At 57.6% G+C, this 23,012-nt stretch carries 26 protein-coding genes and 1 tRNA gene; 5 read left to right on the top strand and 22 right to left on the bottom strand.

Translation table 11 applies throughout. From position 1 onward, the window contains the following. Positions 1 to 176: 176 nt before the first annotated feature. The 15 genes from IMCC12053_RS09965 to IMCC12053_RS10035 all read right to left on the bottom strand — a co-directional run bounded on the left by IMCC12053_RS09965 (position 177) and on the right by IMCC12053_RS10035 (position 9,578). Positions 177 to 467, bottom strand: a complete 291-nt coding sequence (locus IMCC12053_RS09965) for a CcdB family protein (RefSeq protein WP_062218636.1) — start codon at positions 465 to 467, stop codon at positions 177 to 179. Then, complete coding sequence (locus IMCC12053_RS09970) at positions 455 to 709, bottom strand: type II toxin-antitoxin system CcdA family antitoxin (protein ID WP_062218638.1); 255 nt, start codon at positions 707 to 709, stop codon at positions 455 to 457. The genes IMCC12053_RS09965 and IMCC12053_RS09970 overlap by 13 nt, the downstream gene beginning before the upstream one ends. Positions 710 to 777: 68 nt before the next feature. After that, entirely contained in the window at positions 778 to 1,203 is a 426-nt protein-coding gene (locus tag IMCC12053_RS09975; protein ID WP_062218640.1) for a DUF6362 family protein, read from the bottom strand. Next, on the bottom strand, positions 1,193 to 1,405 hold the full coding sequence (locus IMCC12053_RS09980) for a hypothetical protein (RefSeq protein ID WP_439895552.1): 213 nt from the start codon (positions 1,403 to 1,405) through the stop codon (positions 1,193 to 1,195). The genes IMCC12053_RS09975 and IMCC12053_RS09980 overlap by 11 nt, the downstream gene beginning before the upstream one ends. After that, positions 1,402 to 1,941 carry a crossover junction endodeoxyribonuclease RuvC gene (locus IMCC12053_RS09985; RefSeq protein ID WP_205623917.1) on the bottom strand — a complete coding sequence of 180 codons (540 nt, stop codon included), beginning with the start codon at positions 1,939 to 1,941 and terminating at the stop codon, positions 1,402 to 1,404. The genes IMCC12053_RS09980 and IMCC12053_RS09985 overlap by 4 nt, the downstream gene beginning before the upstream one ends. Then, positions 1,934 to 2,356, bottom strand: a complete 423-nt coding sequence (locus tag IMCC12053_RS09990) for a hypothetical protein (protein WP_062218642.1) — start codon at positions 2,354 to 2,356, stop codon at positions 1,934 to 1,936. The genes IMCC12053_RS09985 and IMCC12053_RS09990 overlap by 8 nt, the downstream gene beginning before the upstream one ends. After that, a complete protein-coding gene (locus IMCC12053_RS09995) occupies positions 2,353 to 4,710 on the bottom strand; it encodes an AAA family ATPase (RefSeq protein ID WP_236852409.1) in 2,358 nt (785 codons plus the stop codon). Before IMCC12053_RS09995 ends, IMCC12053_RS09990 begins: the two co-directional genes overlap by 4 nt. Positions 4,711 to 4,763: 53 nt before the next feature. Next, the gene (locus tag IMCC12053_RS10000) at positions 4,764 to 5,531 is read right to left on the bottom strand and encodes a hypothetical protein (protein ID WP_062218646.1); all 768 of its coding nucleotides are present in this window, start codon (positions 5,529 to 5,531) and stop codon (positions 4,764 to 4,766) included. Continuing rightward, complete coding sequence (locus IMCC12053_RS10005) at positions 5,531 to 5,731, bottom strand: DUF6511 domain-containing protein (protein WP_062218647.1); 201 nt, start codon at positions 5,729 to 5,731, stop codon at positions 5,531 to 5,533. Before IMCC12053_RS10005 ends, IMCC12053_RS10000 begins: the two co-directional genes overlap by 1 nt. A 310-nt stretch (positions 5,732 to 6,041) precedes the next feature. Continuing rightward, the gene (locus IMCC12053_RS10010) at positions 6,042 to 6,641 is read right to left on the bottom strand and encodes a hypothetical protein (protein ID WP_062218649.1); all 600 of its coding nucleotides are present in this window, start codon (positions 6,639 to 6,641) and stop codon (positions 6,042 to 6,044) included. Positions 6,642 to 6,654: 13 nt separating this feature from the next. Beyond that, positions 6,655 to 7,551 (bottom strand): ATP-binding protein, encoded by an 897-nt coding sequence (locus IMCC12053_RS10015; protein WP_062218651.1) that lies wholly within the window; start codon positions 7,549 to 7,551, stop codon positions 6,655 to 6,657. Further along, entirely contained in the window at positions 7,548 to 8,033 is a 486-nt protein-coding gene (locus tag IMCC12053_RS10020) for a hypothetical protein (RefSeq protein ID WP_062218653.1), read from the bottom strand. The genes IMCC12053_RS10015 and IMCC12053_RS10020 overlap by 4 nt, the downstream gene beginning before the upstream one ends. Before the next feature lie 46 nt (positions 8,034 to 8,079). Then, on the bottom strand, positions 8,080 to 8,409 hold the full coding sequence (locus tag IMCC12053_RS10025) for a hypothetical protein (protein WP_062221181.1): 330 nt from the start codon (positions 8,407 to 8,409) through the stop codon (positions 8,080 to 8,082). Next, the gene (locus tag IMCC12053_RS16175) at positions 8,406 to 8,642 is read right to left on the bottom strand and encodes a helix-turn-helix transcriptional regulator (protein WP_335337294.1); all 237 of its coding nucleotides are present in this window, start codon (positions 8,640 to 8,642) and stop codon (positions 8,406 to 8,408) included. Before IMCC12053_RS16175 ends, IMCC12053_RS10025 begins: the two co-directional genes overlap by 4 nt. Before the next feature lie 264 nt (positions 8,643 to 8,906). Beyond that, the gene (locus IMCC12053_RS10035; protein ID WP_143090041.1) at positions 8,907 to 9,578 is read right to left on the bottom strand and encodes a hypothetical protein; all 672 of its coding nucleotides are present in this window, start codon (positions 9,576 to 9,578) and stop codon (positions 8,907 to 8,909) included. Between the two features lie 103 nt (positions 9,579 to 9,681). Here IMCC12053_RS10035 and IMCC12053_RS10040 point away from each other — a divergent pair, with 103 nt between their 5' ends. From IMCC12053_RS10040 to IMCC12053_RS10055, 4 genes are all read left to right on the top strand, one after another. After that, a complete protein-coding gene (locus IMCC12053_RS10040; RefSeq protein ID WP_074906407.1) occupies positions 9,682 to 10,356 on the top strand; it encodes an XRE family transcriptional regulator in 675 nt (224 codons plus the stop codon). A 336-nt stretch (positions 10,357 to 10,692) separates the two neighbouring features. Then, positions 10,693 to 11,148, top strand: a complete 456-nt coding sequence (locus IMCC12053_RS10045) for a DUF2924 domain-containing protein (RefSeq protein ID WP_062218660.1) — start codon at positions 10,693 to 10,695, stop codon at positions 11,146 to 11,148. Continuing rightward, entirely contained in the window at positions 11,145 to 12,467 is a 1,323-nt protein-coding gene (locus IMCC12053_RS10050; protein WP_062218662.1) for a recombinase family protein, read from the top strand. The genes IMCC12053_RS10045 and IMCC12053_RS10050 overlap by 4 nt, the downstream gene beginning before the upstream one ends. Continuing rightward, entirely contained in the window at positions 12,467 to 12,865 is a 399-nt protein-coding gene (locus IMCC12053_RS10055) for a hypothetical protein (RefSeq protein WP_062218664.1), read from the top strand. The genes IMCC12053_RS10050 and IMCC12053_RS10055 overlap by 1 nt, the downstream gene beginning before the upstream one ends. Before the next feature lie 200 nt (positions 12,866 to 13,065). Here the strand turns inward: IMCC12053_RS10055 and IMCC12053_RS15840 are convergent, their stop codons facing one another. Further along, positions 13,066 to 13,218: a hypothetical protein gene (locus IMCC12053_RS15840; RefSeq protein WP_156320746.1), complete on the bottom strand. Its 153-nt coding sequence runs from the start codon at positions 13,216 to 13,218 to the stop codon at positions 13,066 to 13,068. A 153-nt stretch (positions 13,219 to 13,371) separates the two neighbouring features. Here IMCC12053_RS15840 and IMCC12053_RS10060 point away from each other — a divergent pair, with 153 nt between their 5' ends. Beyond that, entirely contained in the window at positions 13,372 to 15,207 is a 1,836-nt protein-coding gene (locus tag IMCC12053_RS10060; protein ID WP_062218666.1) for a HipA domain-containing protein, read from the top strand. 547 nt (positions 15,208 to 15,754) lie between these two features. On the opposite strand, the gene IMCC12053_RS10065 is transcribed toward IMCC12053_RS10060, so the two are convergent. The 6 genes from IMCC12053_RS10065 to IMCC12053_RS10090 all read right to left on the bottom strand — a co-directional run bounded on the left by IMCC12053_RS10065 (position 15,755) and on the right by IMCC12053_RS10090 (position 22,926). Further along, positions 15,755 to 15,844 (bottom strand) — tRNA-Ser (locus IMCC12053_RS10065). A 108-nt stretch (positions 15,845 to 15,952) separates the two neighbouring features. Continuing rightward, positions 15,953 to 16,672, bottom strand: coding sequence for an alanyl-tRNA editing protein (locus IMCC12053_RS10070; RefSeq protein ID WP_062218668.1), 720 nt, complete (start codon positions 16,670 to 16,672; stop codon positions 15,953 to 15,955). Next, the gene (locus IMCC12053_RS10075; RefSeq protein WP_062218670.1) at positions 16,669 to 19,164 is read right to left on the bottom strand and encodes a DUF3772 domain-containing protein; all 2,496 of its coding nucleotides are present in this window, start codon (positions 19,162 to 19,164) and stop codon (positions 16,669 to 16,671) included. Before IMCC12053_RS10075 ends, IMCC12053_RS10070 begins: the two co-directional genes overlap by 4 nt. Next, positions 19,164 to 20,195: a cysteine synthase A gene (locus IMCC12053_RS10080; RefSeq protein WP_062218672.1), complete on the bottom strand. Its 1,032-nt coding sequence runs from the start codon at positions 20,193 to 20,195 to the stop codon at positions 19,164 to 19,166. Before IMCC12053_RS10080 ends, IMCC12053_RS10075 begins: the two co-directional genes overlap by 1 nt. A 125-nt stretch (positions 20,196 to 20,320) precedes the next feature. Beyond that, positions 20,321 to 21,712 (bottom strand): cytochrome P450, encoded by a 1,392-nt coding sequence (locus tag IMCC12053_RS10085; RefSeq protein ID WP_062218674.1) that lies wholly within the window; start codon positions 21,710 to 21,712, stop codon positions 20,321 to 20,323. Further along, positions 21,709 to 22,926, bottom strand: a complete 1,218-nt coding sequence (locus tag IMCC12053_RS10090) for a hypothetical protein (RefSeq protein ID WP_062218676.1) — start codon at positions 22,924 to 22,926, stop codon at positions 21,709 to 21,711. The genes IMCC12053_RS10085 and IMCC12053_RS10090 overlap by 4 nt, the downstream gene beginning before the upstream one ends. Positions 22,927 to 23,012: the final 86 nt, after the last annotated feature.

Here is a 23,012-nt window from a genome sequence, read left to right on the forward strand (position 1 = left end):
CCGACCCGGTTCTCTCAACCACACGACGGTCATCTTATAAATCTTTTAGCCTCTGAAACGCGATCTGTCACGCCTTGCAGTGTCTCACCGAAAAGTGTCTCACACGCACGAGAGGGGTTGACAGGTTTTGAAGGTAAGGCCGCAAGCCAAGTGGATTGCAAACCGTTCAAATCCTATCAGACTCCAGCCATCAAGACATCAACCGCGCGAGTGATCTGATCACCTTGGTCAGCTACATTGCCTGTTGGGCGCAAACTTGCCCTGCGCACAGCTGCAATCAGGCGTGTTGCGAGAATGAACCTTTTGCCATCATGCATAATTTCAGGATTCAAGTGCCGGACCGCCGGATAATCAGGGAGCATTGGTATCACGACAACAGCTGAATCTGGAGGCAACAAGTTACTTTCAACAACGACCATTGAAATGCCGTTGTATTCAGCAACATCGTAGCGGCTCAACGGCTCCAAGATGCCCCTCCTGATCCAGCAATGATGTCTGCCAAAGGATGCCCATTGCGCTCATGCCAATCAGATTGTTCCGCGAACGCACTCGCATTTTCTTCAAGCCAACGCTGCTGGCGGACCTCAGCAATGGCTTTGACAAGAGCAGCCTCAGCAACAGCTGAAACGTTGATACTCAAAGCTTTGGCGCTGTCGAGTGCCGCCGCATCAAGCGTGAGGGACGTCTTTCGCTTTACAGTCGCTACCATCATTACCTCCTCCGCATCATACCGCAAATATATACCTCACCAATGAGTGGCGCAAGTCTTGCGTAAAATTAAACCGTCTTCCCAATCACAAACTCCATCGAGCGTTTGCGCGGAACGGTCCTGCCGTTCAATTTCCAAACGATCACGGCTAAACCATACTCGTGTCGCCGGTTGGCCGTGGCCCTGCTGACACCATGCGCCCAGCAGATCCCCTTCCAGGCCTTGCGGTTAGCGCGGGCCCAGAGGATCTGGCTAATGTCCTTGTCCATCCACCGCAGCCAGAGCATTGCCTCATCGGCCTGCGTGATCATCCGCGGTGATGGCAGCGGTTTTTTCATTCGGGGCTCCTGCTCAACGTGATCCGCAAAGCTGTAAGTATACTCAGGCCATGTGCTCACAAAGCCTTGCGGGCGTACTGGCGGCAGGCTGCGCATGACGTCTGCAGCAAGGTCCAGCCGGTCGGCCACCATGGCACGGGTCCAGTCATTGGCCATGACGCACCTCCCTGCCCTGCGGCATTTTACCGTACAGCTTTTCGCCAAGCTGGCGGACCAGTTCACGCTCTGGCCAGGTCAGCCTGTGATCGTCGACGCTGACAGCAAGCACGCCTTGTTCGTACCAGCCGTCGCGCTTGACTCGGTCAGCGTCACGACGGTGACCGCCGTAGCCCCGAGGTGTAAACCGCATGCCGCTCATGATGCACCTCCGTTCGTCTCCAGCGCCCAAAGCAGGATCGCAATGGCATCGGCCTCGTTATCGTCAGCGGGGCTAAACCCTCGTGCCCGGGCGGCAGCAACCATTGCCTGTTTGTTCGAGTTTCCCTTTCCGGTGGCATGGCGTTTGATCGTGCCAACCGGGACGCCCTGGTATGGAACACCGCGCAACTCGCCCCAGCTGGTCAGGACAGCCAGCAGACCCCCAAAGACATGGGCTGCGTCAGTGCCTATATGCCGGCGGACTTCTTCGAAATAAATCGCCTCGATCGGCCCGCTGAGCCGGTCGATCTCTGAGATCCAATTGGTGAAGCGCAGATAGCGCATCCCGCCGCCGTCATATCGGCTTGGCTTGAAGCTGACGGTGCCGCTGGTGATTAGGCCATCAAAGCCGCGGATGGCCCAGCCGGTGGTGGTGCCGAGGTCAAGCGCGAGGATCGTGCGTTGGCCCTGTGCAGGCGGCATGGGCGTTTTCGGGGTTGCGCCGAAGTTGGCGTCGGCGAAAGTTGTATCAGCCATGAGTGGTCTCCTCTTCTGGTGGGCTGCTTGGGGTGGAAGACGACGGCGGTTGATGCTTGGCGGTACTGGCCGCCGTCGTCGGATTGATCTCGGCCCAGAACTCCGGCCAAAGAAGAATGCCCAGGGGTGGGTGGTGGACCTCCCGCCTTGCGGGGGAGTCCACCCACCCCTTTAGGGGTGCTTTTTCCGAAATCTGGAATCCTGCGTAAGGCATTGAAATTATGTGGTTATTCAGGATTGCGTCAGGATTGCGGAAGCTTGCATCCGAAATCCTGAGCGAGACACTCAAGCCTCTGAAACAAAACGAAAAAAGCCAGATTACAGATTTCGCAAGGATTCCAGATTTCGGATTTTTCGCCGAAATTCCGGATTGCGAGCCCAGGATTTCGGTTTCGTTTAGGGGGTAAAAACTCATGTATTCACCCCCTCTGGATGGACCCAGATCTCGGGGTTTTCGACAGGCAGAACCGCGCCCGTCTGTGCGCATTTGTAGTGGCTGGGTCGGACATGAATCGACGTCGGAACGATTTCACCCGTGTCCGGATCGATGAGGTCTTCACCCGTAGCCAGTTCCATAAACTCGGTGCACAGATACCCGTATTTGCTGCGCTCATTGGGGAGCCCCAGATCGCTTGCCGCATCCCCTTTGACAAGCTTGAGCACGCCCTTAGAGGTCAGCACGTTCAACCGATCACGGATGCTTGTCTGACCGTTGAGGCCGCCCTGGTTCTCGAATGTCTGAGCAAATAGTGTCATGCTGTACATGCGCCCCGCGCGCGCTTCACGCACCAGAATATCGGTGATCACCTCACCCTTTCGGTCTCGTTCAGCATCGTGGCGTGCTCCGAGTTCGGCCAGCACCAGCCGCTCATTCATCGGGTTGATCTCGGTCCATTCCCCCTTGACCTTATCGATGATCTTGGGCTCCAGAGCGGGGCCGTTACGCAGCTCGATCTCCAGTTTTCGCTGTGGGCTTTCCTCATCTGGGCGATGCAGAATCAGGCCAGAAGTGTAGAAGCCGCGCAGAGCGCTGGCACCGGACAGCGCAAGAAACGGATCATCTTTCACCTGTTGCTTGCTGAGCTTCTTGGTGTGATGGGCGAGAATGACACCGCAGTCCGGGTTGATGTGATCGCGCAGAACCTCAACCCGCTCCTTGAGGAAAAACATCATGGCGGTGTTGTCGTTTTCACCGCCACCGTCGGGACCGCCGTCAAAGAGATTGCGGATCGGGTCGATGCAGATGATGTCGACCGGCTCGGCCGGGAATGCCCGCCGGATCGCTTGCGCAACACGGACGCTGCCCTCGACATCAAGCAGGAGATTCAGCTTGGGCGTGGCAACCAGATTGTCCCGCGCCCCTGACAAGACCTCTTTGGGCAGCGAGATCTGCTTCATGCGTTCGCGCAGATAGTGGTACTGGATTTCAGCCTGCAGGTAGAACACGCGCAGCGGACGCGGCGGGGTGAAGTCGAGAAACGGCACGCCCGCAGCCATGTGCACCAGCCAGGAGATCAGCAAATCACTTTTGCCAACCTTCGGCGCACCTCCCAGCACCAGCAGCCCACCCGGCGTCAGAACCCGCGGTGCGATAATGTCGGCGGGCATCGGGCTGCTATCGTTCAGCAACGTACCAAGTGTGAAGGCCGGCATTTCGTTTGGTGCAGGCGCCGCGCTGTCGAGGCGGATGAGCGGCGGTCCATACTTTTCGACATGCCGCGTCCAGAGCCGCTCGGACTCGCGCTTGAGCCGCTCAACAGACCACTGGGGCCGCAGCATCGCGGCGTTGTAGCCGCAGATACCCTCCCAGCCCTCATCCTTGGACATTCGCCCCTCGTGGACCATGCGGATGAAATACCCGATGGCGGTCGAGGCTCCCTCGAAGCGTGACCAGTCGTCCTGCGCGCTCTCGCGCACCGGGGTGACCAGCACGTCATCGACGGCAGGCTTGTCGGGCGCAGCAAAGTCCGGCTGCAGCGATACACCTGGCGCAGGTGGCATATCGGTGACGGCTTCGGTGAACTCGCCCAGATCGCGTTCGCGATCCGCGTTCAACGTGACGATGCGCACTTGGGTTTTCAGGCTGTTCTTGTAATAGACCGAGCCTGCGACCCGGATCGGCTGATGCGCCGAGCGGAAATGCATGTCACCGCCTATCTTGGCGGCAATGTCACCCCTGACACGGGTCACCCGGGCAATATCGCTGCCTTCGGCTGGTTCGGTCAGCTTCCACCAGACATGGGCCTTGTGTTGCCCCTCTGGCGTCACGCCGCCGCTTTCGACCACCATCGTGGGTGGGCCGAGATGACGCTCGAGATGGGCCCGCTTGGCGGTAATGTCGCCGGTGTCGATATCGACGACAACAGCCTGCATCTGCAGGATGTCGCCAGCCTTGGCTTGCCCAGGCGCACCAACCGTGCCGGGGATCACATAGACAGCCGCGCCTTCGCGGGCAGCCCAATTGGCAAAGGTTGTCATTTTGTCGGTGACGTTGTCACCGGCATCGATCCAGATGTTATGCGGGCGGCCATCGAAACCCTGGCCTTTGTCGATGAAACTGCGCACCGGGATCAGGCCGTCACAATAGCCGAACACCACCTCCATGAATTGAGCTATCTGCTCGGGGTCCGGCTCATCGCCGAACACGTCGATCTGTGGTGCGGCATCGTTGAAATCGCGCCACGGGTTAAAATGAACAAGGTTTTCCTTGGGCGTCTCAGATTCTGGGCCATCCGATGGGGTCTGAGGGTCGTCATGATTGGTGCTCATGGAGGTTTCCTCCGTTTCGTTGGGCGTATCAGGCGGGTCGCTTGGGGCATCTGTCATGTCGGCAGGTTCCAGCAGCGCTCTGCCCAGGAGCAGAACCGGCATTCGAAAAAGTCGCGATTGGCGGCCACGCGCGGGAGCAATTCGCCTGCGTCGGTGGCTTGCAGGATCCGGACGCCGCGGTCAGACATGCGTTGCGCCAGTTCGGCATCGAAGGGCACAAGCTCGTGATATAACTCAGCGGTGTCCTTGTTGATCGCGGTGAACACAGCGGGTGCGGCACTGATGCCAGGCACGCTTGCTTCCATGTAGGCCTGGTAGACAGCGATCTGGGCGGCGTAGACGGGCTTGGATTTGGTCACCCCGTCCTTGACGCAGGCGCGCCAGTTCTTGGCGTTCATCGTCTTGCATTCCCAAAGTGCAGGAGCGGCAAGACTAAAGCCCTCCGGGCCAGCTGAGATGATGCCATCGACATGACCGCGAATGCGCCCATCTGCGATGAAGAACCCGAACTGGCCGCCATCTGGGTGGTTGCCCTTTTGCGTGTAGAGCTCGAACCCCGCGCCGCGTAGCCAGCGGATGGCGAGCTCTTCCAACCCGTGCCCGATGGCGAAGATGCGCAGCAGCTGGCCGGAGAAATCCTGCCCCTCGTCCTTGGGCGCGTGTGTGATCTCAAACTGCAAGGCGCGTTCGCATGCGTGGCCCAGCCGCGAGCCGCCGAGATAATCGCGTGGGATGCGTGCAGCATTTTCAGCGGTCAAGGCCGCATCAATGGTCTCGTTGACGCGCTCGGCGAAGCTGGACGTATGGTTGAAATCCAGCATCAGAAAGGAATCTCATCTTCGAGCGCAATCTCCGCCATCTTGACGCGGAACGCCTCGATGGTGACGGCAATCAATCTGTACATGTCATTCTGGGTCAGCTGGGCCAGCGGCAGGTCCCAGCCGATCCGCTCCATCTCGGGCGCTAACGCGCGCATTACCGTGGGCAGCGCCTGCGTTTCCTCTTCAGTAAAATCGACCATGTTCAATCCTTTCCGAGCTTTGAGTGTGAAAGCCGCCTGGCAGCCTATTGAGCAGAACCAGCGGCGGATTCGATGGGGGCGCGGCTGGTGTGGAGCGAACCAGCCGAGACCTTGCGCGCGGGATGTGCAGACGGCACAGAGCAGCGGTCGCGAATGCCATGCATTATCCAAGATCAAGCTCAGGTCGCGGCGCGGCAAGGCGCGGTGGTCTGGAACAGATGCGACGGGCACAACAGTGTGCACCTTCACCAGATGAACTGGCCGCGCAGAAACGAAGCGCTAGTGCGCTTCGTCCACGTTGTTCTAAGGCTTAGTCGGCCCATGACGGCCGCCCTTGAATGGTTGGAGCTTGGGCCTCATAGGCATCTTGATGCGCAGGCTGAGCAAAGCTGGGCGACGCAGAGCCAGACGCCTGCCCCCCACAGATAAGCGCATAATCGCCGTGATCAGGCATCACCGCACTCTTGATCTCGTTCTTGTCCTCGCCGTTGGTGTCCTGTCCAATGTCGATCCGGGCGACAAATTCCAGACCATCAAGGTCAGCAAACCCGCTGATGCGGCGCCGGGCCTGGGCTTCGGGAGAGTTGTCCTTGTCCGAAATACCGCGCGACGAATTGAGGATGCCGCGTACAAGGCTGCGGCCCATATTGGCCCAATCGGGGCCTTTGGGGCTGTAGAGCCCGATCAGCGACCAGATCTTACGCTTGGCATAGAGCCCTTCAAGAACCGTATATTCAGCATCAAGATAGACAGACCCTGTGCTGCCCCGTTTGGCATAGCCGCCGGTCCAGCCCTGCGTGGGATCATCAAACCCGCCAGGGCGCAGCGTCAGGCGCACCTTGGCCAGCGTCCCTTTGGGGATGACATTACTATTTGATTGGGCGTCGTTGAAATCGTTCCAGAGAGACATGGGTGAAGTCCTTTCAGGTGGGGGTGTCATTGGAGGGGGTGGAGGCCTGCGCCGCGGGCGGGGTCGGCAGCTGCGGGGCCCCAAAAGTCAGGCGGCGATCTGCAGGGACAAGCGCCCCACGAATTTTCTCCATCAGCTGTCCAAGATGCGGGGGTTCAACCATTGCGAGGCGACCGGACCGATCCTTTGCGGGAAAGCCCCAAGGATTAAGCGTGTGACAAACAAATCCGCGCTGAGGCGTTCCATCCTCGCCAGAAATATCGGTCATGGTGATGACCTGATCGACGATCCCGGGTAGCTCGAGCCCGGTCTTTGAGCCGTCGATCTGCGGCGAGAACACCTTGCGATTGAAGTCATCAAGCTTCTGATCGAGGATCCCGACAAACCAGACATTCTTGCCGCGTGTGTGCTGCAGATGCGTCAGCCACGCGATCATTTCGCGGCCATGCAACCCATAGGCACCGCGTACATCCGGTTTGCCGGTCTTCTCGGAGAGCGCCTCGGGCTGACCCTTGCACCAGCCAAAGCAGAGCCGCCCTGCCACGGTGATCGAGTCGATAAACACCGTGTCGTATTTGGTCAGCAGCTCCGGGTCGCCGTATTTGACACAGACCGCCTCAAAGTGCGCCTGACTGTAGGGCTGATCCGCGCGCAGTGCCGGGTTGGGGCCGCCGATAAACACGGCAAAATCCCGACATTCCGTCCATGTCCGCGGCCGGATGGCATCGATGGCCAGCCCCTCAATCGCAAGGTCTCCAGCCTCGAGGTCGAAAAACAGCGTGGTCGAATGCAACAGTGTCCAAAGCAGCGATGTCTTGCCAATGCCCGAGGGCCCGAAGATCACGCCTGTGATGCCGCGCGGCTCAGACATGCGCTGGTCGGCCGTGATGATGGGAAGCGCGCTGGTCATGCCCGATCTCCCACCTCGAGTGTCACTTTGAGCGTGCCCACCCTGACAGTACGCGCAGGCTCGAACCCTTTGCGCCAAGCCTCCGGCAGCGCACTATACTTGCGCTCCGAGACTGTTAGCTTGGTGTCGATAAACTCGGCAGGGTCTTCGCCACTATCGGCAATATTGGCCGCAATCTGCGCCAGTTGTTCCTGGCTCCAGTCGATGCGCTTGGGCAAATCGGCCACGATAGTGTAATCACCATCAACCAGCCGAACAGTTCCAGTATCCTTGCCGCAAGCCTGGCGGACCTCAGAAGCACGGCTGGCATAGCGAACTTCGAGAGACGTATTAAACCGTGTATTGGCAGCCTTCATCTGTTTTGCCGCATAGGCCAGTTCAGCCTGCAAGCTGGCCAGCAATTCCACTGGCATCTGGGCCAACTCGCCCGTCGGCATGTTGAGCATGGCGTCCAAGCTCGGGGTGTTTTCTGGATAGGTCATGGGGTGTCCTTTTTTGGGGGATGGGGTCAGCTTTGGGGAGATGGGATCAGGCGGCCGCAGCGAATTGCGCCTCAGCGGCAGTTCGAACAGCGCCTTTTTGCGGGCGAGCGATAGCGAGGTAGGCGAACCGGTCTGGTCCAAGACGCTCCTGAACGAGATGAATGCGGCCAAGTTCAGCGAGGCCATAAGCGGCATCCGCGGTCGCCCGCAGGCTCTCACGCTCAGGTTTGGCCAATTTCGAAACATTGGGCGTCGTGTCGACCACTAGAAAACCACAGTGATAAACAATGCGTGCCCCAGGCTCGGCGACATCAACCCACGCCATCAGCGTGATTTCTGCAGCGGCGAGGTCATTTTTAAGAATATGAGCGGTCATGCCGCGCACCGGTTGACAGTTAGAGACTGCTCCGCGTTTCCAACTTGGATATGCTTGACCTCAAAGGCCAATATGTCCGTCTGGCGATAGCGCACGTGCCGACCAATCCGCACGAACTGCGGCCCACGGCCTTCAGCGCGCCAACGCTCCAGCGTGCGAGGCGCAATATTCCAGCGCCGAGACAAGAGCTTCGTGCTCATTAGGATGTGATCTTGTTCCATAGCGGTCCTCATCGATTTGATGAAAACAACTTGCCAAACCCTTGGGTTGGAGGTCGTGGCATGAATGGTCGGTGATCAAAATTAATTTTTGTAGGAAATTCAATGCATCGAAAAATTTCGGTCGGAGCTCCAACCCAACGCCAACCCTTCACCAACCAAGCTCCGACCAAACACCGACTGAATGGAATTGACTGATGCGCTCCAGACTGGAGCACGATGTCTATAAATAAAAAAAAGCCCGCTCTACGCGGGCCTGTTCAACGTGAAGGTTGTGTATCAGGCGCCAACGCGCATCGTCACAACAAGGGCGGGCTCCAACATGTAGTATCCCCGTCGCCCCGAGACGGAATACACAATGTCTCGCCATCCTTTTCTGCTGGAAAACAGATAGCTGAGCTTCAACGACGCCGATCCCGCCGCCCCTAATATCTGCACGCCACGTTGCTCAGGGTCACCCGTGACAGCGCAGATAAACAAAAAGTTCAACGCCCGCGCCTGCATGTCGGTGAAGATGTAGTGCGCTCCATTCAAATCAAACGATAAAAACCTATCATAATCATTGGCATGAGGAGCGCCGGCTTCCATGATGGTCGCCTCAAAATGCTCGCGCTCTGCAGCGCGCACGAGAAGTGCATCGCGGTAGACCACCCAATCTGTACTACCCATTGAGGTTGTCACGACATCGCCGTTTTGAGCAAAGGACGATACCGAACAGGCTTGCTTGCGCAACACGCGCATGGCGTCACGACGCTCGAGATCGACCACACCTTCGAAATCGGCATTGCACCGACCAGGCCGCTCCTTTCGATTGGCGACAACGAAGGAGCCATAAACGCGGACCGATAGCGTAAGCTGGCCCATCTCCACTACGTAACCCAACTCCGATTCGGAGATACCCCAATCCGCTAAAACCTCCTGTAGGGTGAAATAATCTCGTGGAATTAACACTCGCAGCATCCCTATTTGTTCACCTAATGTTCCTATCAATTTGACTATCCAATTTCAACCTCATATGTGTCCTATTTAGTCCACAACCGACCTGGGGATAAACATGATCGTCACCAACATCGCACAGAGATTAAAAGCACGCGCCTTCCAGCTCGACATGACACCCGCAGCAGTGGCAGAGGCGTCAGGCCTCAACCGATCCTTCATCTACGATATCATTCGCGGCAAATCTGTGCGCCCGACCCGGTCCAAGCTTCAAAAGGTTGCAGATGTTTTGAAGGTTGATGTGGATTGGCTGATAGACGGGTATGGCACGGTCGAGGGCGAAGAGCCTAAGATATATTCTCCAGATACGACATTTGTCGGCATCCGAGGCGTTCAGGCGAAAGCCTCAGCGGGTGGCGGCGTGGTCGTGCATGCCGAGGATGAGCAAGCGAGCAAGCTGTATCACTTTCGGCAATCCTGGATCGAAGATGAGCTACAGGCGAGCGCAAACAACCTGCGAGTTCTGAGCATAACTGGGGACAGCATGATCCCCACTTTGCATGATGGCGATACGATCCTTGTAGATATGGGACGTAAGTCTCCCTACCCACCAGGTCTTTTCGTATTGCACGACGGTATGGGGCTTATGGCGAAGCGTATTGAACATGTTCCGTCTAGCGAGCCTCCGCGAATTCGCGTGACCTCTGACAATCCCAACTATTCACCCTACGAATGCCTCCTCGACGAGGTTAATATTGTGGGCCGAATTAGGTGGTATGGTCGATGCCTTTAAGATGGCACACACACGAGATGCCACAAACCGACATAGACCGCCAAGCTTATGATTTGGCTTGCAAACACTCCTTTTGATCGTCTTTTTGGAATCAAACCTGAGGAGGCTTTCAATGAACATTGCGCCACATGACAGGGTCTCGGGCCCTAACCCCCTGCACCCCGACAAGATGACGGCACATGAACGCCGCACTGAGCTCTATGGTCTGCTCGCCAAGGCCGTAGAGCGCCTAAAGGACCGTGGTCGCCACGAACTATCCCAGAATACTCAAGAATGTTCGCTACACTTCCCGCGCAAACAGAGCGGTACTGCCCCTCCAACTCAAAGGAGATCCGCATGACCACATACGAACCCATATTGGCGCGCCTGGCCGAACTTAAGGCGATGTCCGTGAAAGACCTGAAAGCTGAGTGGCAGCAGTTGTTTGACGCCCCTGCCCCAAACAATAGCCGCGGCTTTCTCGAGGGCCGTCTGGCCTACCGCATTCAGGAGCTGGCCTATGGCGGCCCCGACAAGCAGACGCGGCGCATGCTCGATCTACTCGCTGACGAGGTCGAGGGAACGCTGACGCGCAAGTCGCAAATTGCTGATCCCCGTAACCCTGTGGTAGGCACAAGGCTCATCCGCGAGTGGGATGGCGTCGCCCACACGGTCACCGTTCTTAAGGACGGCTTTGACTGGGACGGCCGGCGCTACAAGTCACTGTCTGCGGTGGCGCGGGCCATCACTGGAACCCGTTGGAACGGTTATCGCTTTTTTGGACTACGAGAGCGCAAGCGGGGTGACGCATGAAGGATGTGTACACCAAACCCGCCCGCCGCTTGCGCTGCGCCATTTATACCCGAAAATCGAGTGAAGAGGGCCTCGAGCAGGAATTCAACTCGCTGCACGCTCAGCGCGAGTCGTGCGAAGCCTATATCGCCAGTCAGAAATCCGAGGGCTGGGCGTTGGTGCGCGACCAATATGATGACGGCGGCATATCGGGTGGCACCTTAGAGCGCCCTGCCCTAAAGCAACTACTGGCCGATATTGAAGATGGGTTGGTTGACGTGGTTGTCGTTTACAAGATCGACCGTCTCAGCCGCTCGCTCATGGACTTTTCCAAGCTGGTTGAAGTGTTCGACCGCAATGGCGTCACCTTTGTGTCGGTAACGCAGTCGTTCAATACCACCACGTCCATGGGGCGGCTCACGCTGAACATCTTGTTATCGTTTGCACAGTTCGAACGTGAGGTTACGGCCGAGAGAATCCGCGACAAGGTAAAGGCATCGCGCATGAAGGGCATGTGGATGGGTGGCTATGTGCCACTCGGCTACGATGTCGTCGACCGCAAGTTGGTGGTAAACGAAGAGGAAGCAGCCAAGGTCCGAATGGTTTTTGAACGTTTTGTAGAGGTAGGCTCTGCCACCGTCCTGGCTCGTGAATTGCGAGCCGACGGCTTCCGCAACAAGCAAGGTACGCTGGTCGATAAGAGCTACGTCTACCGCCTGCTGAACAACCGCGCGTACCGCGGCAAGGCCATGCACAAAGGCACAGCATATCCAGGCGAGCATGACGCAATCATCGATGCAAGGCTTTGGGCGCAGGCCCATGACATACTGAGCGAAAGCCCACGCAAGCGAGCCAACAACAGCCGGAGCCAAACGCCCGCTCTGCTCAAGGGGATTCTCTTCACCGCCACCGGAGTGGCGATGACACCGTCCAGCACCAAGAAGGGCACCCGGCGGTATCGGTATTACGTGTCGATGGATCTTCTGAAGAACCGCGAGACGCCTGAGGACGGCATCCCACGACGCTTGCCAGCCGATACAGCCGAGGGCGCCGTCATTACCGAAATCCGCCGTGTTCTGCGCACCCCCGAAACCACAGCGCAGGTTATCGCCAAATTAGACAGGGATGATATTCCGGAGACAGATGCCATTGCCGCCTTACAGCAGTTTCCACAGCTTTGGGACCAACTGTTTCCAGGCGAACAGGCCCGCATTATCAAGCTTTTGGTGCACCGCGTCACCGTTACGGCCGAAGGATTGATAATCGACTTTCGCACTGACAGCATCGCCGGCGTCATGCGAGAGATGATGACACCACGCCGTGTTGAGGCTGCGGAATAATGGCCGCGTCCGATACAATTCAGATATTCGTGCCGCTCAAAGTGCGCAAGAAAAACGGGCGACCGAAGATCTTGGCACCTGCGGACTACAGGACGAGCGAGGATCAAGTCCAAGACCCGCATGTCCTGCGCGCAATTGGCCGCGCCTGGGCCTGGCGGCGGCGCATGGAGGCCGGCGAGTTCGGGACAGTGCGCGATCTCGCAATCGCTGTAGACCTGGCCGAACGCCATGTCAGCAGGCAGTTGCGGTTGGCTTATCTTGCGCCTGAGGTGCTCAAGCGGTTGATTTACAAGCGCGAAGTCACTGCTGCAACACTTATACGGATCACAGAATGCGCAGCCCTGCCATGGGGTGAACAGGCTCGGGTTGTGTTTGGCGCTGCCGCCCGCGGGGCATGAACAGCACAATAAGCCCTGCACGGCCCGAGATCCCAACACACGGCCTTCTCTAAAACGGCCACTGGGGAATGGTGCCGCATATACAGACAGCACGATAGACAAGGAGGAAAGCGCAAATCGTCTCGGGTGATAAATAATGTAGCGCCCGTCAAAAAGCGGGCGCTCATACCGTGAAAATGAGTGCGCGACAGATGGTTTGATTAAAGTGCTACTTCAGGCGAAGTCATATCGGAAGACACCTGTACGGCCTGCAACTTGATCAGCATGATCGCGATAGGAGCTTTCGCAACTATCAGTTTGTCGATCATCACAATGGTCGTCGGCATGCCGGTGATGATGATCAACGTGATCAATGGCACAATAGCTTTGACGCTCAGCGTGGCTAGTTGGGCATCAAGTCAACTTCCGTCTTTCGCGCAAATGATATACGCGAAAGACGGAAAATCTTGACAAACTATGTGAACAATTCCAAACTTCACGTACATTAAATACGTGAAAGACGGAAAATGCTCTATCTTATTGGTGAGAATCTGAACAGCGACCGCGCACACTACCTTGCCGAAAAAGGCCGGATCGTGCAGCTTATGCGGGGTATCTATGCCGATGCCACCGAGGATGTCGATGCCATCGTGCTGCGGCACGCAGTACGCATCGCCAATTATCTCTATCCGCGAGCTTATCTGTCCGCCGCCAGCGCCGTACTGCTCGCACCAACGCGGGATGGCCGATTGTTCATTAGTGGACCGCGCTCACAGCGCAAACGGATCAGGACACTGGAGATCATCCAGAATATCGCGCCAGCCCACCCCTCGACCTCACCTGCGCTAATCGCGGACGGGCTGGGTGAGTTCCGGATTGATGTTTCTTCGCTACGGCAACGTTGTCTCGAAGCCTTTCGTCTGCGCAGCGAACATGCTGCCTCCATTAATGAAGAGATGCGCGCTTCACTCGCAGCGCGCTTGATCGAAGAATATGGTGACCCTAAAAGCGCTGCCGATGCGCTCTGGGCGCTTGCACGTGAAAATGAATGGTATCGCGAGGGCGAGCAAGCTGAGCGCTACCTACTGAAATCACCGTCTCTCATTGAAACGCGAAATGAAGCAGCGCTCAGCTTTACGGTGGCATGGCACGGCCAGCCGATCGGTGAGCTACGTCATGACGGCTTTGAATGGCGGTGGGTAGCAGAAAAGAACTTCAATCTATCATTGGTACAGCAGCGTACGCCCGGTAAACTGCCTGCCTTCATTCTCTCACTCTTGCCTGAAGGCTGGTTGGAGCGCGTACTTAAGGAGAGTGATGAGCGCGCCCTGCTTCGTTCCGGAAAGCGCTATATGTCGAACATCACGATCAGCTCTGATCCTGCCGAAATCGCAGCGCTGCCGACAGACCGGCTCTCAACACGCCTAAGTGAATTCAGCACCAAAGGCGTATTTATCGGGCGCTATGAAGGGCCGACGCGCGGAGATATTGAGAACAGTTTTGAAGAAAACCTAGCGCGCTTGTTTGCAAACTCGCAGACACCGCGCTTGTCAGGCGTGCAGATCAAGGCTCCGATGTTTCTAGATCAAAAGGGACGCCTTGTTCCCAGCACAATAGAGCCCTTCACGCATATACTAAAACCTGCTGGCACAAGCGGATTTCAGGCCCTGCCGATTATCGAATATTTGTCGATGACCTTGGGGCAGGCTGCCGGCCTTGAAACCCCAGCCATCGCATTAATCGGAATGCCGGACGGAATGCCGCCGGCGTTGATTGTGGAACGCTTTGATATTCGTAGGGATACCGATGATCACAGCTATATTGCGCTCGAAGACATCTGCTCTGTTCTTGATTTGCCGCCGGAAGCTAAATATGGCAGCACGATCGAGCGTATCGCGCGCGCAGTGCGCCCGCTTTCCACCGCAATCGAGGAAGACCTGACGATCATATTGCGGCGCGCGCTGTTTGCTTGGCTAATTGCCGATGGTGACATGCACCTTAAAAATCTCGCATTGCTTAAGATAGCCGCGCCAGGAACAGACACGTTTGCGAGCGTGAGGATGGCCCCGCTCTATGATGCGGTAACGACTCGCGTATTTCCGAGGCTGGAGCATGATCGCATGGCGCTCAAGCTAGACGGCAAAGATGACCGCTTGCGCCGCGCCGATTTTCTACGCCTCGCAGCCACCACCGGGATACCAGCACGTGCTGCCAATAACGCTATGGATGAGCTGATCAAGAGATTTTCCACCGGGCTCGATCAGATCATCGTACCAAATGTACCTAATCTTGAAGTGGAGATGATGGTCAAGGCGGAACAGATGCTGGAGTTGTGCCGCGAGCGGCTTTCGGCTTGGCACTAAGTCATTCACATGCCACATCGCAAGAATGGTGTCCGTGGCACTGTAGTCCACAGGTCCGCTCTGTAGAAATCGCATCGCAGGACCTGATGGCATGGTCAGGATCCGTGGGCCGCCGGGAAAGGCGAAAACTACGACTTAGGATCGCTACTTTGCAAACTAGGTTTTCTATCAATAACACCCGGTCGGGCTCTCACGGTAACTGACCGCTTTAACTAAATGATGCGGATGAAATGCCACGGTGCTGTGAGGCGCTGCCCCGCAAAAATCGACCATCCTACACCCGTTCTTCGTATTCGTATTAAATTAAGGTACCAGCCGCTCTTTCCAAAAATGCACGCGGCTAAAACACCAAAGAACTGAAATTGCTATACTTTTTAAAACGGCTTTTCAGATCACTAGCGCGGTCGGTTAGAGACAAAGCGGCTTCAGAGACCAATGTTGCGCATTAAGCCAGTCTACGAAGGGCGGCAGCTCCAGCTAAACCCCTTTGAAACCAAAAGAAAAAAGGCCCTCACTGGGGCCTCGTCTCGGGTTCGCGAATGGTATGTGGCGGACAGACAGGGATTCGAACCCTGGAGACGGTCTCCCGCCTACACACTTTCCAGGCGTGCGCCTTCGACCACTCGGCCACCTGTCCGTGGGGCGTCTATATTTGAGAAAGCGCGGGGTGCGCAACCCTCTGTTTGCGGTTTTTTGTAGTTTTTTGAGTGCGGCGGAATTTGCGGCTTTGATTGCCCCAAACCACTCAATCGAGGTGGAGTGTGACACGCCTGTTTTGGCGGCCTTTCTTTTCGATTTTACCCAGTCGCACACGGCCAATTTCGGACGTGCGTGCCACGTGGGTGCCGCCGCAGGGCTGTAAATCCACTTGATCCGCGCCTGCACCAATCCGCACGAGGCGCACGCGCCCCTGCCCCATTGGCGGCATCACAGACATGGTTTTCACAAGGGACGGATCCGCCAAAAGCGCCTCATCCGTAATCCAATCCTCACTCACAGTAAGATCGCGTTCGATCAGCGCATTGAGCTGATCCTCGATGGCTTGCTTGTCCTCGGGCGGCTCGGCCATGTCGAAATCCAACCGACCTTTGTCAGAACCGATGGAGCCACCCGACACGGGCAGCGCAATCACAACGGACAACAGATGCAGCGCGGTGTGAACCCGCATGTGGCGATGTCGCAGGGTCCAATCGAGGCGTTGGGTGACACGGGTGCCAATGGGCGGCAAGCTGTCGGGCGCTGCGGGAATGAGGATGATCGCGCCCGCGTCTCCCTTGATGGCCGTGGCAATCGCGATTGCGCCGCCGTCCCATTCCAATCGCCCGCTGTCCCCCGGCTGACCACCGCCCGTGGGGTAGAACACGGATGCGTCACAGATAATCCCGCCTTCAGGAGTTAGGCCGATGACACGCGCCTCACAATCGGCCTGATAGGCATCGTCACGAAAAAGCGGGGTGGAGGTCATGCACCGTCTCCTTGTGCGCTTGAGGCCGCGTTAGCTGTCGCGCTTGGGTTGGCGTCTGCATTTGCATCAGGGGCGGGCTCGACATCCCAGACCCGATCCACATCAGGCACCGTGGCGGTGGTGGTGCTGGGCGGCTGGGCCACAGGGGGAATATGCCCCGCTAAAGCCTCGGGATTGCGCAGCCAGATATCGCGCTGTGCGAACGGAATCTCAATGCCCTCTTCGCCAAAGCGTTTTGCAATCGCGTGGTTAATATCGTTGGTCACGATCATGATATAGGTCACATCGCGCAATATCGCGCGCACTTCGAAATCAAGAGCGTCCGCGCCAAACCCGATGAACAAGACCTGCGGTGCGGGATTGAGGAGCACCATCGGCTGCGCCTCGATGATCTCGCGCAAGACCTTATCAACATGGCGCGTATCGGTGCCGTACGCCACGCCCACTTTGATCGTCACACGGCCAATCAAATTACCGCGCGTATAGTTGGTGACCGAATTGGAAATCAGGTCGGCGTTGGGCACGATCACGTCCGTGCGGTCAAACGTCTCGACGCGGGTCGAGCGCACAGAGATATCGCGCACGAACCCCATTTGCCCGCCCACCTCGATCCAGTCGCCCTCGGAGACAGGCCGTTCAATCAGCAAGATGATGCCAGAGACAAAGTTCTGTACGATATTTTGCAGGCCAAAACCGATCCCTACAGAGAGCGCACCCGCCACAATCGCCAGCGCGGAGAGATCAATCCCCGCAGAGGTGATGGCGATAATCGCGGATAAAATGATCCCGACATAGCCCGTACCCGCAACAATCGCGTTTTGCCCGCCTTTATCGATTTTGGTTTTGGGCAGGACCGATAGCGACAAAGCGGCCTTGAGCAACCGCGTGGCCCCGAACCCGATCACAAAGACAACGGCGAAGGTCAAAAAGTCGGTGATTGAAATCTGCGCATCGCCAAGCGAAACACCTTGCTTCATCCGCGCCCAGACTTCCCACAACTGTTCTTCGCGCGCGCCCCAAATCAACGCCAATGACGGCAGCGAGATCGCGAACAAGATGATGGAGACCAAGACAGGGACAAGCCCCTCGCCTGCCCCTTCACTACGCCGCGACACGACCGCGTAGATGTCGGACATCAAACGCGAGGTGACGAGGAATAGACCCAAAAGACCCAAGGTGGACACCGCCGGAAAAACAAGGCCTTTGGCGGCAGACATATATCCAACGCCGCCCAGAATAACGGCGATGGCCGCGCCGGGGCGCAACACGCGCGCCGCCGTGTTACTTACCAAAGCCACGAACCCTTTGGAGGCGTTGATATCGCCCTCAGCGGTGTCGTGCGAAATCGTTTGACGCCGTGAGGAAGCCGCAAGGATCTGACCGAACCGAAACAGCGACAAGGCCGTCAACACCACCAGCGGGTAAGACAAAACGTTGAGCGTGGCCGCCGAATAGTCGTCAATGCGCGCCAAAGCGACCAACAACAGGTTAACCCCGTACATAATCCCCATAAGTGCCAAATGCCCTGAGGCTTCGCGGATTTGAATTGGTGTGAGATCAAAAAGCGCCGGAGATGTTTCGGTCGCCCCCAAAACCCGCGCGGCCAACCAGCGCGCGGTGAAATAGAACAATCCGATGAGCGGCAACGTGAGAAAGACAGCTTCGGCCCGTGCCCCGAGAATATCCGACGAAATTGCTGCGACCGACAAAAAGAACAGGCCTGCAACCGGCAAAATCACCAAACCCAAAGATCCGACAATATCGGAGACGCCGCGCCCCGCCTGCCCTGTCACAAGGCGTTGCACACGGTTTGAGGCCCGCATGGACCACACCCGACCGCGCAAAATCAACGCGCCACCCAGCAGCGTGAACAAAACAATCGCAGCCGCGTTTGATTTCAGCTTGGCGATGCCTTGGGCAGTGGTCGCTGTAGTGACCAAATCGCTCCACATCAAAAGACCCGTTGCTGTGATATCCGCAATGGCTTTCGGCCAGATCACAGGGTTAAGCGGGGTTGGGCCAAGCGCCATAAGCGCATCGGTTTGGCGCGCCACCAAAACCGCATCAATCTCACCGATGAGACCATCCGCACGGGTAAAGGCCTCTTCGGCACTCAAAACCGGTGCAAGGGCACGGTCCAGTTGCCCGTTCAACTCGGCGCGCCGTGCGGCCAGATCCGCCGCCTCTTCGCCCCCGTCCGCAGGGGCCGCGCCAAGGGCCGCAATCTGGGCGCGAACCGTGTCGATACGGGACGCGTTCGCCGCGCGTGCATCCAAAAACTGACTGCGCCATGTCGCCAATTCGGTGCGCAGCGCCTCAAGGTCCACGTCTTGCGCCGCCCCACCTTCGACTGCGGCCTCGGCACGCGGCGCAACGGTGGCCCACGCCTCATAGTCAGGCGCGGAAATGTCCTGTGCCACCGCGTGCAACGGCAGACACAGGACAATGATCAAGAACAGCCGTGAGGCGACATCGCGAATGGTGTGGCGCATTAGCCCTCGTAAACGTCAGGGAGCACTTGTGGGACGCGGTCCAGCCAATGCGGCACCGGCAACCCCATTTCTTTCAAGAACTCGGGATTAAACAATTTCGACTGATAGCGTGTCCCGTAATCGCAAAGAATGGTTACAATGCGGTGACCCGGCCCCATCTCACGCGCCATTTTCATCGCACCCGCAACGTTGATGCCAGATGAGCCGCCAAGGCAAAGCCCCTCATCACTGAGCAAATCAAACACAACGGGCAAGGCTTCTTTGTCGGTGACCTGATAGGAATAATCCGGCTTGAACCCTTCGAGGTTGGCGGTGATCCGCCCCTGTCCGATGCCTTCGGTGATGGAGCTGCCTTCGGATTTCAACTCGCCCGTGGTGTAATAGCTATGAAGGGCCGCCCCCATAGGATCGGCCAAACCGATTTTGACCCCCTTGGGCTGTAGCGCCATGCCAACACCCGCAAGCGTGCCGCCAGACCCAACCGCACAGATAAAGCCATCGACGTTACCGCTTGTTTGCTCCCAAATCTCGGGGCCTGTGGTCTCGATATGCGCCTGACGGTTGGCCACATTGTCGAACTGGTTGGCCCAAATCACACCCTCGTTGGTGGTCCGCGCCAACTCTTTGGCCAACCGCTCGGAGTAGCGGACATAGTTGTTGGGGTTCTTGTAAGGCGCCGCAGGCACTTGGACCAATTCGGCCCCTGCCAAACGGATCATATCCTTTTTCTCTTGAGATTGCGTCTCAGGAATAACAATCACGGTTTTAAAGCCAAGAGACGCCCCGACGAGAGCCAGACCAATACCCGTATTGCCCGCTGTGCCCTCAACGATTGTCCCGCCGGGTTTGAGCAAACCCTTCTCTACCGCATCTTGAATGATGTAGAGCGCCGCGCGATCTTTGACCGATTGACCAGGGTTGAGGAATTCCGCCTTGCCGAGGATCTCACAGCCCGTCGCCTCGGACGGTCCGTTCAAACGGATCAAAGGGGTGTTCCCGATTGTGTCGATGAGATCTTTATTCACGCGCATGAGCCGACGGTCCTTTTCATATGGCAGTCTTGAAATGTGTAGGACGCCCGTTTCGGAAACTCAAGCCACTGCGCCTCAGTCAGGGACCGCATTCTGCAAAACCATGACCCCATAGGACGCGTGTTTCACACCAAGGCCGCGTTGGATGCATCACGTTTGGTACAGCTGATCCATATCCCGTTTTGCGCGCGCACCGTCAAATGCGCCACGGGCACAGGTGTGTGCTGCGCCAGTGTCGACACGTGAAACGCCCGCGCCACAAGCGCGAGGATCAATGGCCCCTCGACCATCGCGAACCCTGCCCCCGGACAGACCCGCGCCCCGCTCGAAAACGGGATAAATGCATCGCGCAGGCATTGCTTGCCATTGTCAGTTTTGAAGCGGTCAGGATCGAACACGTCGGCATCCTCCCAGAACCGCTCATGGCGTTGCAAATGCCACGGGCTCAGCACGATCTGGCTGCCCTTGGGGACATCGCGGTCGCGAAAATGCTCGGGACATGCGGCCTCGCGCACCATCATTGGCACGGGCGGATAAAGCCGCAGCGTCTCGCGAAACACGTCTTTTGTATACCGCAACTTCGACAGATCGGAAAACGTTGGGGCATCGCCAAGGGCCGCCCCCTCAGCCGCCACTCGGTCCGCCACATCGGGATTGGCCGCCATGAGCCATAACGCCCACGCAAGCGCCGAGGCCGATGTCTCGTGTCCTGCGAGAAAAAAGATCGCGACCTGATCAACCATTTCGTCCATATCAAACCGCGCACCCGTCTGCGGATCGGCCGTAGTCATAATCTTCGTCGCCAGATCATCGGGGGCCGTGCCCGCCGCGATCTGCGCCATACGTTCACGCGTCAATCGGGTGATCAATCCGCGAATGACCCGCGCCGTGCGCTTTGTCTCGCGCGAGTGAAACCGTGGCACCCATTTGGGCAGCGGGATAAACGCCGCAAGGTTCAAAATAGGTTGCGCCTTTTGATGGGCTTGGAACTCGTGAAACACCGCGCGGGCCGTCTCATCCGTGATCGGGATGGAAAACAGGCTACGAAAAATAACATCCGCCGCCGCGTGACTTGTGTGTGGCTCGACATCAAACCCGCCGTCCATCTCGCCAAGGCGCGCCACCATATCGTGCCCCGCCGCAAGCATCGCGGGGAACGCATCTTTGATCCGCCCGCCCTCGAACGCAGGGTCGATGATGCGCCGTTGCCGCAACCACGTCTCGCCATTGGTCAAAAACACCGAATTACCCAACAGCGGGCGCAACCCCTCGGCAATGCGGTTGGATTTGGGAAACTCCATCGGCCGTGTGTTGAGCACCGTTTTGACCAGATCGGGTTGATTGACCAGAAAGGAGCGAAAGAACGGGGTTTTGAACTCCGCCATCCACGCGCGGTACAATTTCGCGGGCTGCGCCGAAAGAATGTCCTTGCGAAACAGTCGCAAATAATTGCGCAGACTCGTTTTTTCGGGACGGGCTGCGGGTTTTGGCGGGGTAAACTTGGCGCGATCACTCATGGGGCACTGTCCGTAAATGTGTTGACCGTGCGCGTGATCCGGCTTGGTGAGGCCGCCACCGCGCAAAAGCGCGCACGCAGGGTTTGAGGCCCCGCTGTCACCTTAAAGTAATCATAAACATCGGGATTATCAAAGGCACATAAGTACTGGAAATGTAATCGGAAAAACCGCCACCGCAACCGCTTCCATGTGTCGGGTTTGAGCGTTTGCGTAAAGGCCGCCGAGATCACAAGCGGGCCGGTTTGACCCTCGGGGGCCACCCCCGTCACGCCCGCCGGATCACATAACGCAAAGGCACAGCCATCCCCGGGCGCCGTGACATCCAGCCAAAATAGCGCATCCGTGGCGGACAGATAGGCCAGATCGCGGCGCAACACCTTGGCCTCGGGCAAGAACGACACCATCGGCACCACTTGGCCAAGGGTCAAAAACGAGAGGGTCGGCCCATGATCAGGCACCTCCCCGCTGCGGATCAGATCGGCCAAAACCGAGATGCCCAGATGTGCCCCCGATGAATGGCCAACGACCAGAACTTCGTCCCACTCCTCATGCAGCGCCTGTGCAATCGCCGCGCGAAATTGCGCCATACGGTAGGTCAATGCGGGCGGGTCGGCCCCGCGCCACCGCGCCGAGAACCCGTAGTCATGCATCAGATAATAGGCGAAAAACTTGCCGTCTTGTTTTTTGAACCACCGCAACAGCGCACCGCCGAGCCCTGCGCCCAATGCCGCGCCAATGATCCCACCTGCACCGCCAAACCGCGCACCAAAAGCGAAGCACGCGACAAAAACACCCAAGGCCAAAAGCGCTTGGACCGTGAGCATCGCCACGGGATAGAGCGCGGCAATCACCGGCCCTTTGCGCAATCGCATCAACCGAAACAACGCGCCCGTCGAAATATAGGTCCATGCAGTTCTGGCCAACACGCCATAAGTGCGCAAAATCCCCGCGTCCATGCTCTCTTGGACAATGTCGGACCACACCAACACATCGATCTCGCTGTGGACCTGTGCCCCGTCGATATCGCTGTCGACGGACCACCCGAACCGCACGCCTGATTTGGGCGAAATAGCGATCGAGTAGTCGGAAGTTTCCGCCTGCTTGGCGCTCTCTTTGCGGTACAACTCGCGGTAGCGGCGTGGCGGAATTGGATCATAGCCAGAGATGTAGAACACCCTGCGCCGTTTGACCTCTTGTGTCCGCTGATCGCTCATAACGCTCTGGCCTTACTGGTTATTTGGCTCAGGTTAGCCCACAATTGCGGCGATATTAAGCGGTTTTATCGCGCAGGGTCACCCGT

The sequence above is a fragment of the Celeribacter marinus genome, assembly GCF_001308265.1.
Classification (GTDB): domain Bacteria; phylum Pseudomonadota; class Alphaproteobacteria; order Rhodobacterales; family Rhodobacteraceae; genus Celeribacter; species Celeribacter marinus.

Bases quoted from the DNA above. Each gene is read 5' to 3' on its own strand.
- IMCC12053_RS10085 (WP_062218674.1), bottom strand. From the start codon at position 21,712: ATGAGTGATCGCGCCAAGTTTACCCCGCCAAAACCCGCAGCCCGTCCC.
- IMCC12053_RS10090 (WP_062218676.1), bottom strand. From the start codon at position 22,926: ATGAGCGATCAGCGGACACAAGAGGTCAAACGGCGCAGGGTGTTCTAC.
- IMCC12053_RS10005 (WP_062218647.1), bottom strand. From the start codon at position 5,731: ATGGTCGATTTTACTGAAGAGGAAACGCAGGCGCTGCCCACGGTAATG.
- IMCC12053_RS10025 (WP_062221181.1), bottom strand. From the start codon at position 8,409: ATGACCGCTCATATTCTTAAAAATGACCTCGCCGCTGCAGAAATCACG.
- IMCC12053_RS10045 (WP_062218660.1), top strand. From the start codon at position 10,693: ATGACCACATACGAACCCATATTGGCGCGCCTGGCCGAACTTAAGGCG.
- IMCC12053_RS10010 (WP_062218649.1), bottom strand. From the start codon at position 6,641: ATGTCTCTCTGGAACGATTTCAACGACGCCCAATCAAATAGTAATGTC.
- IMCC12053_RS10060 (WP_062218666.1), top strand. From the start codon at position 13,372: ATGCTCTATCTTATTGGTGAGAATCTGAACAGCGACCGCGCACACTAC.
- IMCC12053_RS10050 (WP_062218662.1), top strand. From the start codon at position 11,145: ATGAAGGATGTGTACACCAAACCCGCCCGCCGCTTGCGCTGCGCCATT.
- IMCC12053_RS10040 (WP_074906407.1), top strand. From the start codon at position 9,682: ATGATCGTCACCAACATCGCACAGAGATTAAAAGCACGCGCCTTCCAG.
- IMCC12053_RS09985 (WP_205623917.1), bottom strand. From the start codon at position 1,941: ATGGCTGATACAACTTTCGCCGACGCCAACTTCGGCGCAACCCCGAAA.
- IMCC12053_RS09995 (WP_236852409.1), bottom strand. From the start codon at position 4,710: ATGAGCACCAATCATGACGACCCTCAGACCCCATCGGATGGCCCAGAA.
- IMCC12053_RS09970 (WP_062218638.1), bottom strand. From the start codon at position 709: ATGGTAGCGACTGTAAAGCGAAAGACGTCCCTCACGCTTGATGCGGCG.
- IMCC12053_RS09980 (WP_439895552.1), bottom strand. From the start codon at position 1,405: ATGAGCGGCATGCGGTTTACACCTCGGGGCTACGGCGGTCACCGTCGT.
- IMCC12053_RS10055 (WP_062218664.1), top strand. From the start codon at position 12,467: ATGGCCGCGTCCGATACAATTCAGATATTCGTGCCGCTCAAAGTGCGC.
- IMCC12053_RS10000 (WP_062218646.1), bottom strand. From the start codon at position 5,531: ATGCTGGATTTCAACCATACGTCCAGCTTCGCCGAGCGCGTCAACGAG.
- IMCC12053_RS09975 (WP_062218640.1), bottom strand. From the start codon at position 1,203: ATGGCCAATGACTGGACCCGTGCCATGGTGGCCGACCGGCTGGACCTT.
- IMCC12053_RS16175 (WP_335337294.1), bottom strand. From the start codon at position 8,642: ATGAGGACCGCTATGGAACAAGATCACATCCTAATGAGCACGAAGCTC.
- IMCC12053_RS10075 (WP_062218670.1), bottom strand. From the start codon at position 19,164: ATGCGCCACACCATTCGCGATGTCGCCTCACGGCTGTTCTTGATCATT.
- IMCC12053_RS10080 (WP_062218672.1), bottom strand. From the start codon at position 20,195: ATGCGCGTGAATAAAGATCTCATCGACACAATCGGGAACACCCCTTTG.
- IMCC12053_RS10015 (WP_062218651.1), bottom strand. From the start codon at position 7,551: ATGACCAGCGCGCTTCCCATCATCACGGCCGACCAGCGCATGTCTGAG.
- IMCC12053_RS10070 (WP_062218668.1), bottom strand. From the start codon at position 16,672: ATGACCTCCACCCCGCTTTTTCGTGACGATGCCTATCAGGCCGATTGT.
- IMCC12053_RS09990 (WP_062218642.1), bottom strand. From the start codon at position 2,356: ATGAGTTTTTACCCCCTAAACGAAACCGAAATCCTGGGCTCGCAATCC.
- IMCC12053_RS10020 (WP_062218653.1), bottom strand. From the start codon at position 8,033: ATGACCTATCCAGAAAACACCCCGAGCTTGGACGCCATGCTCAACATG.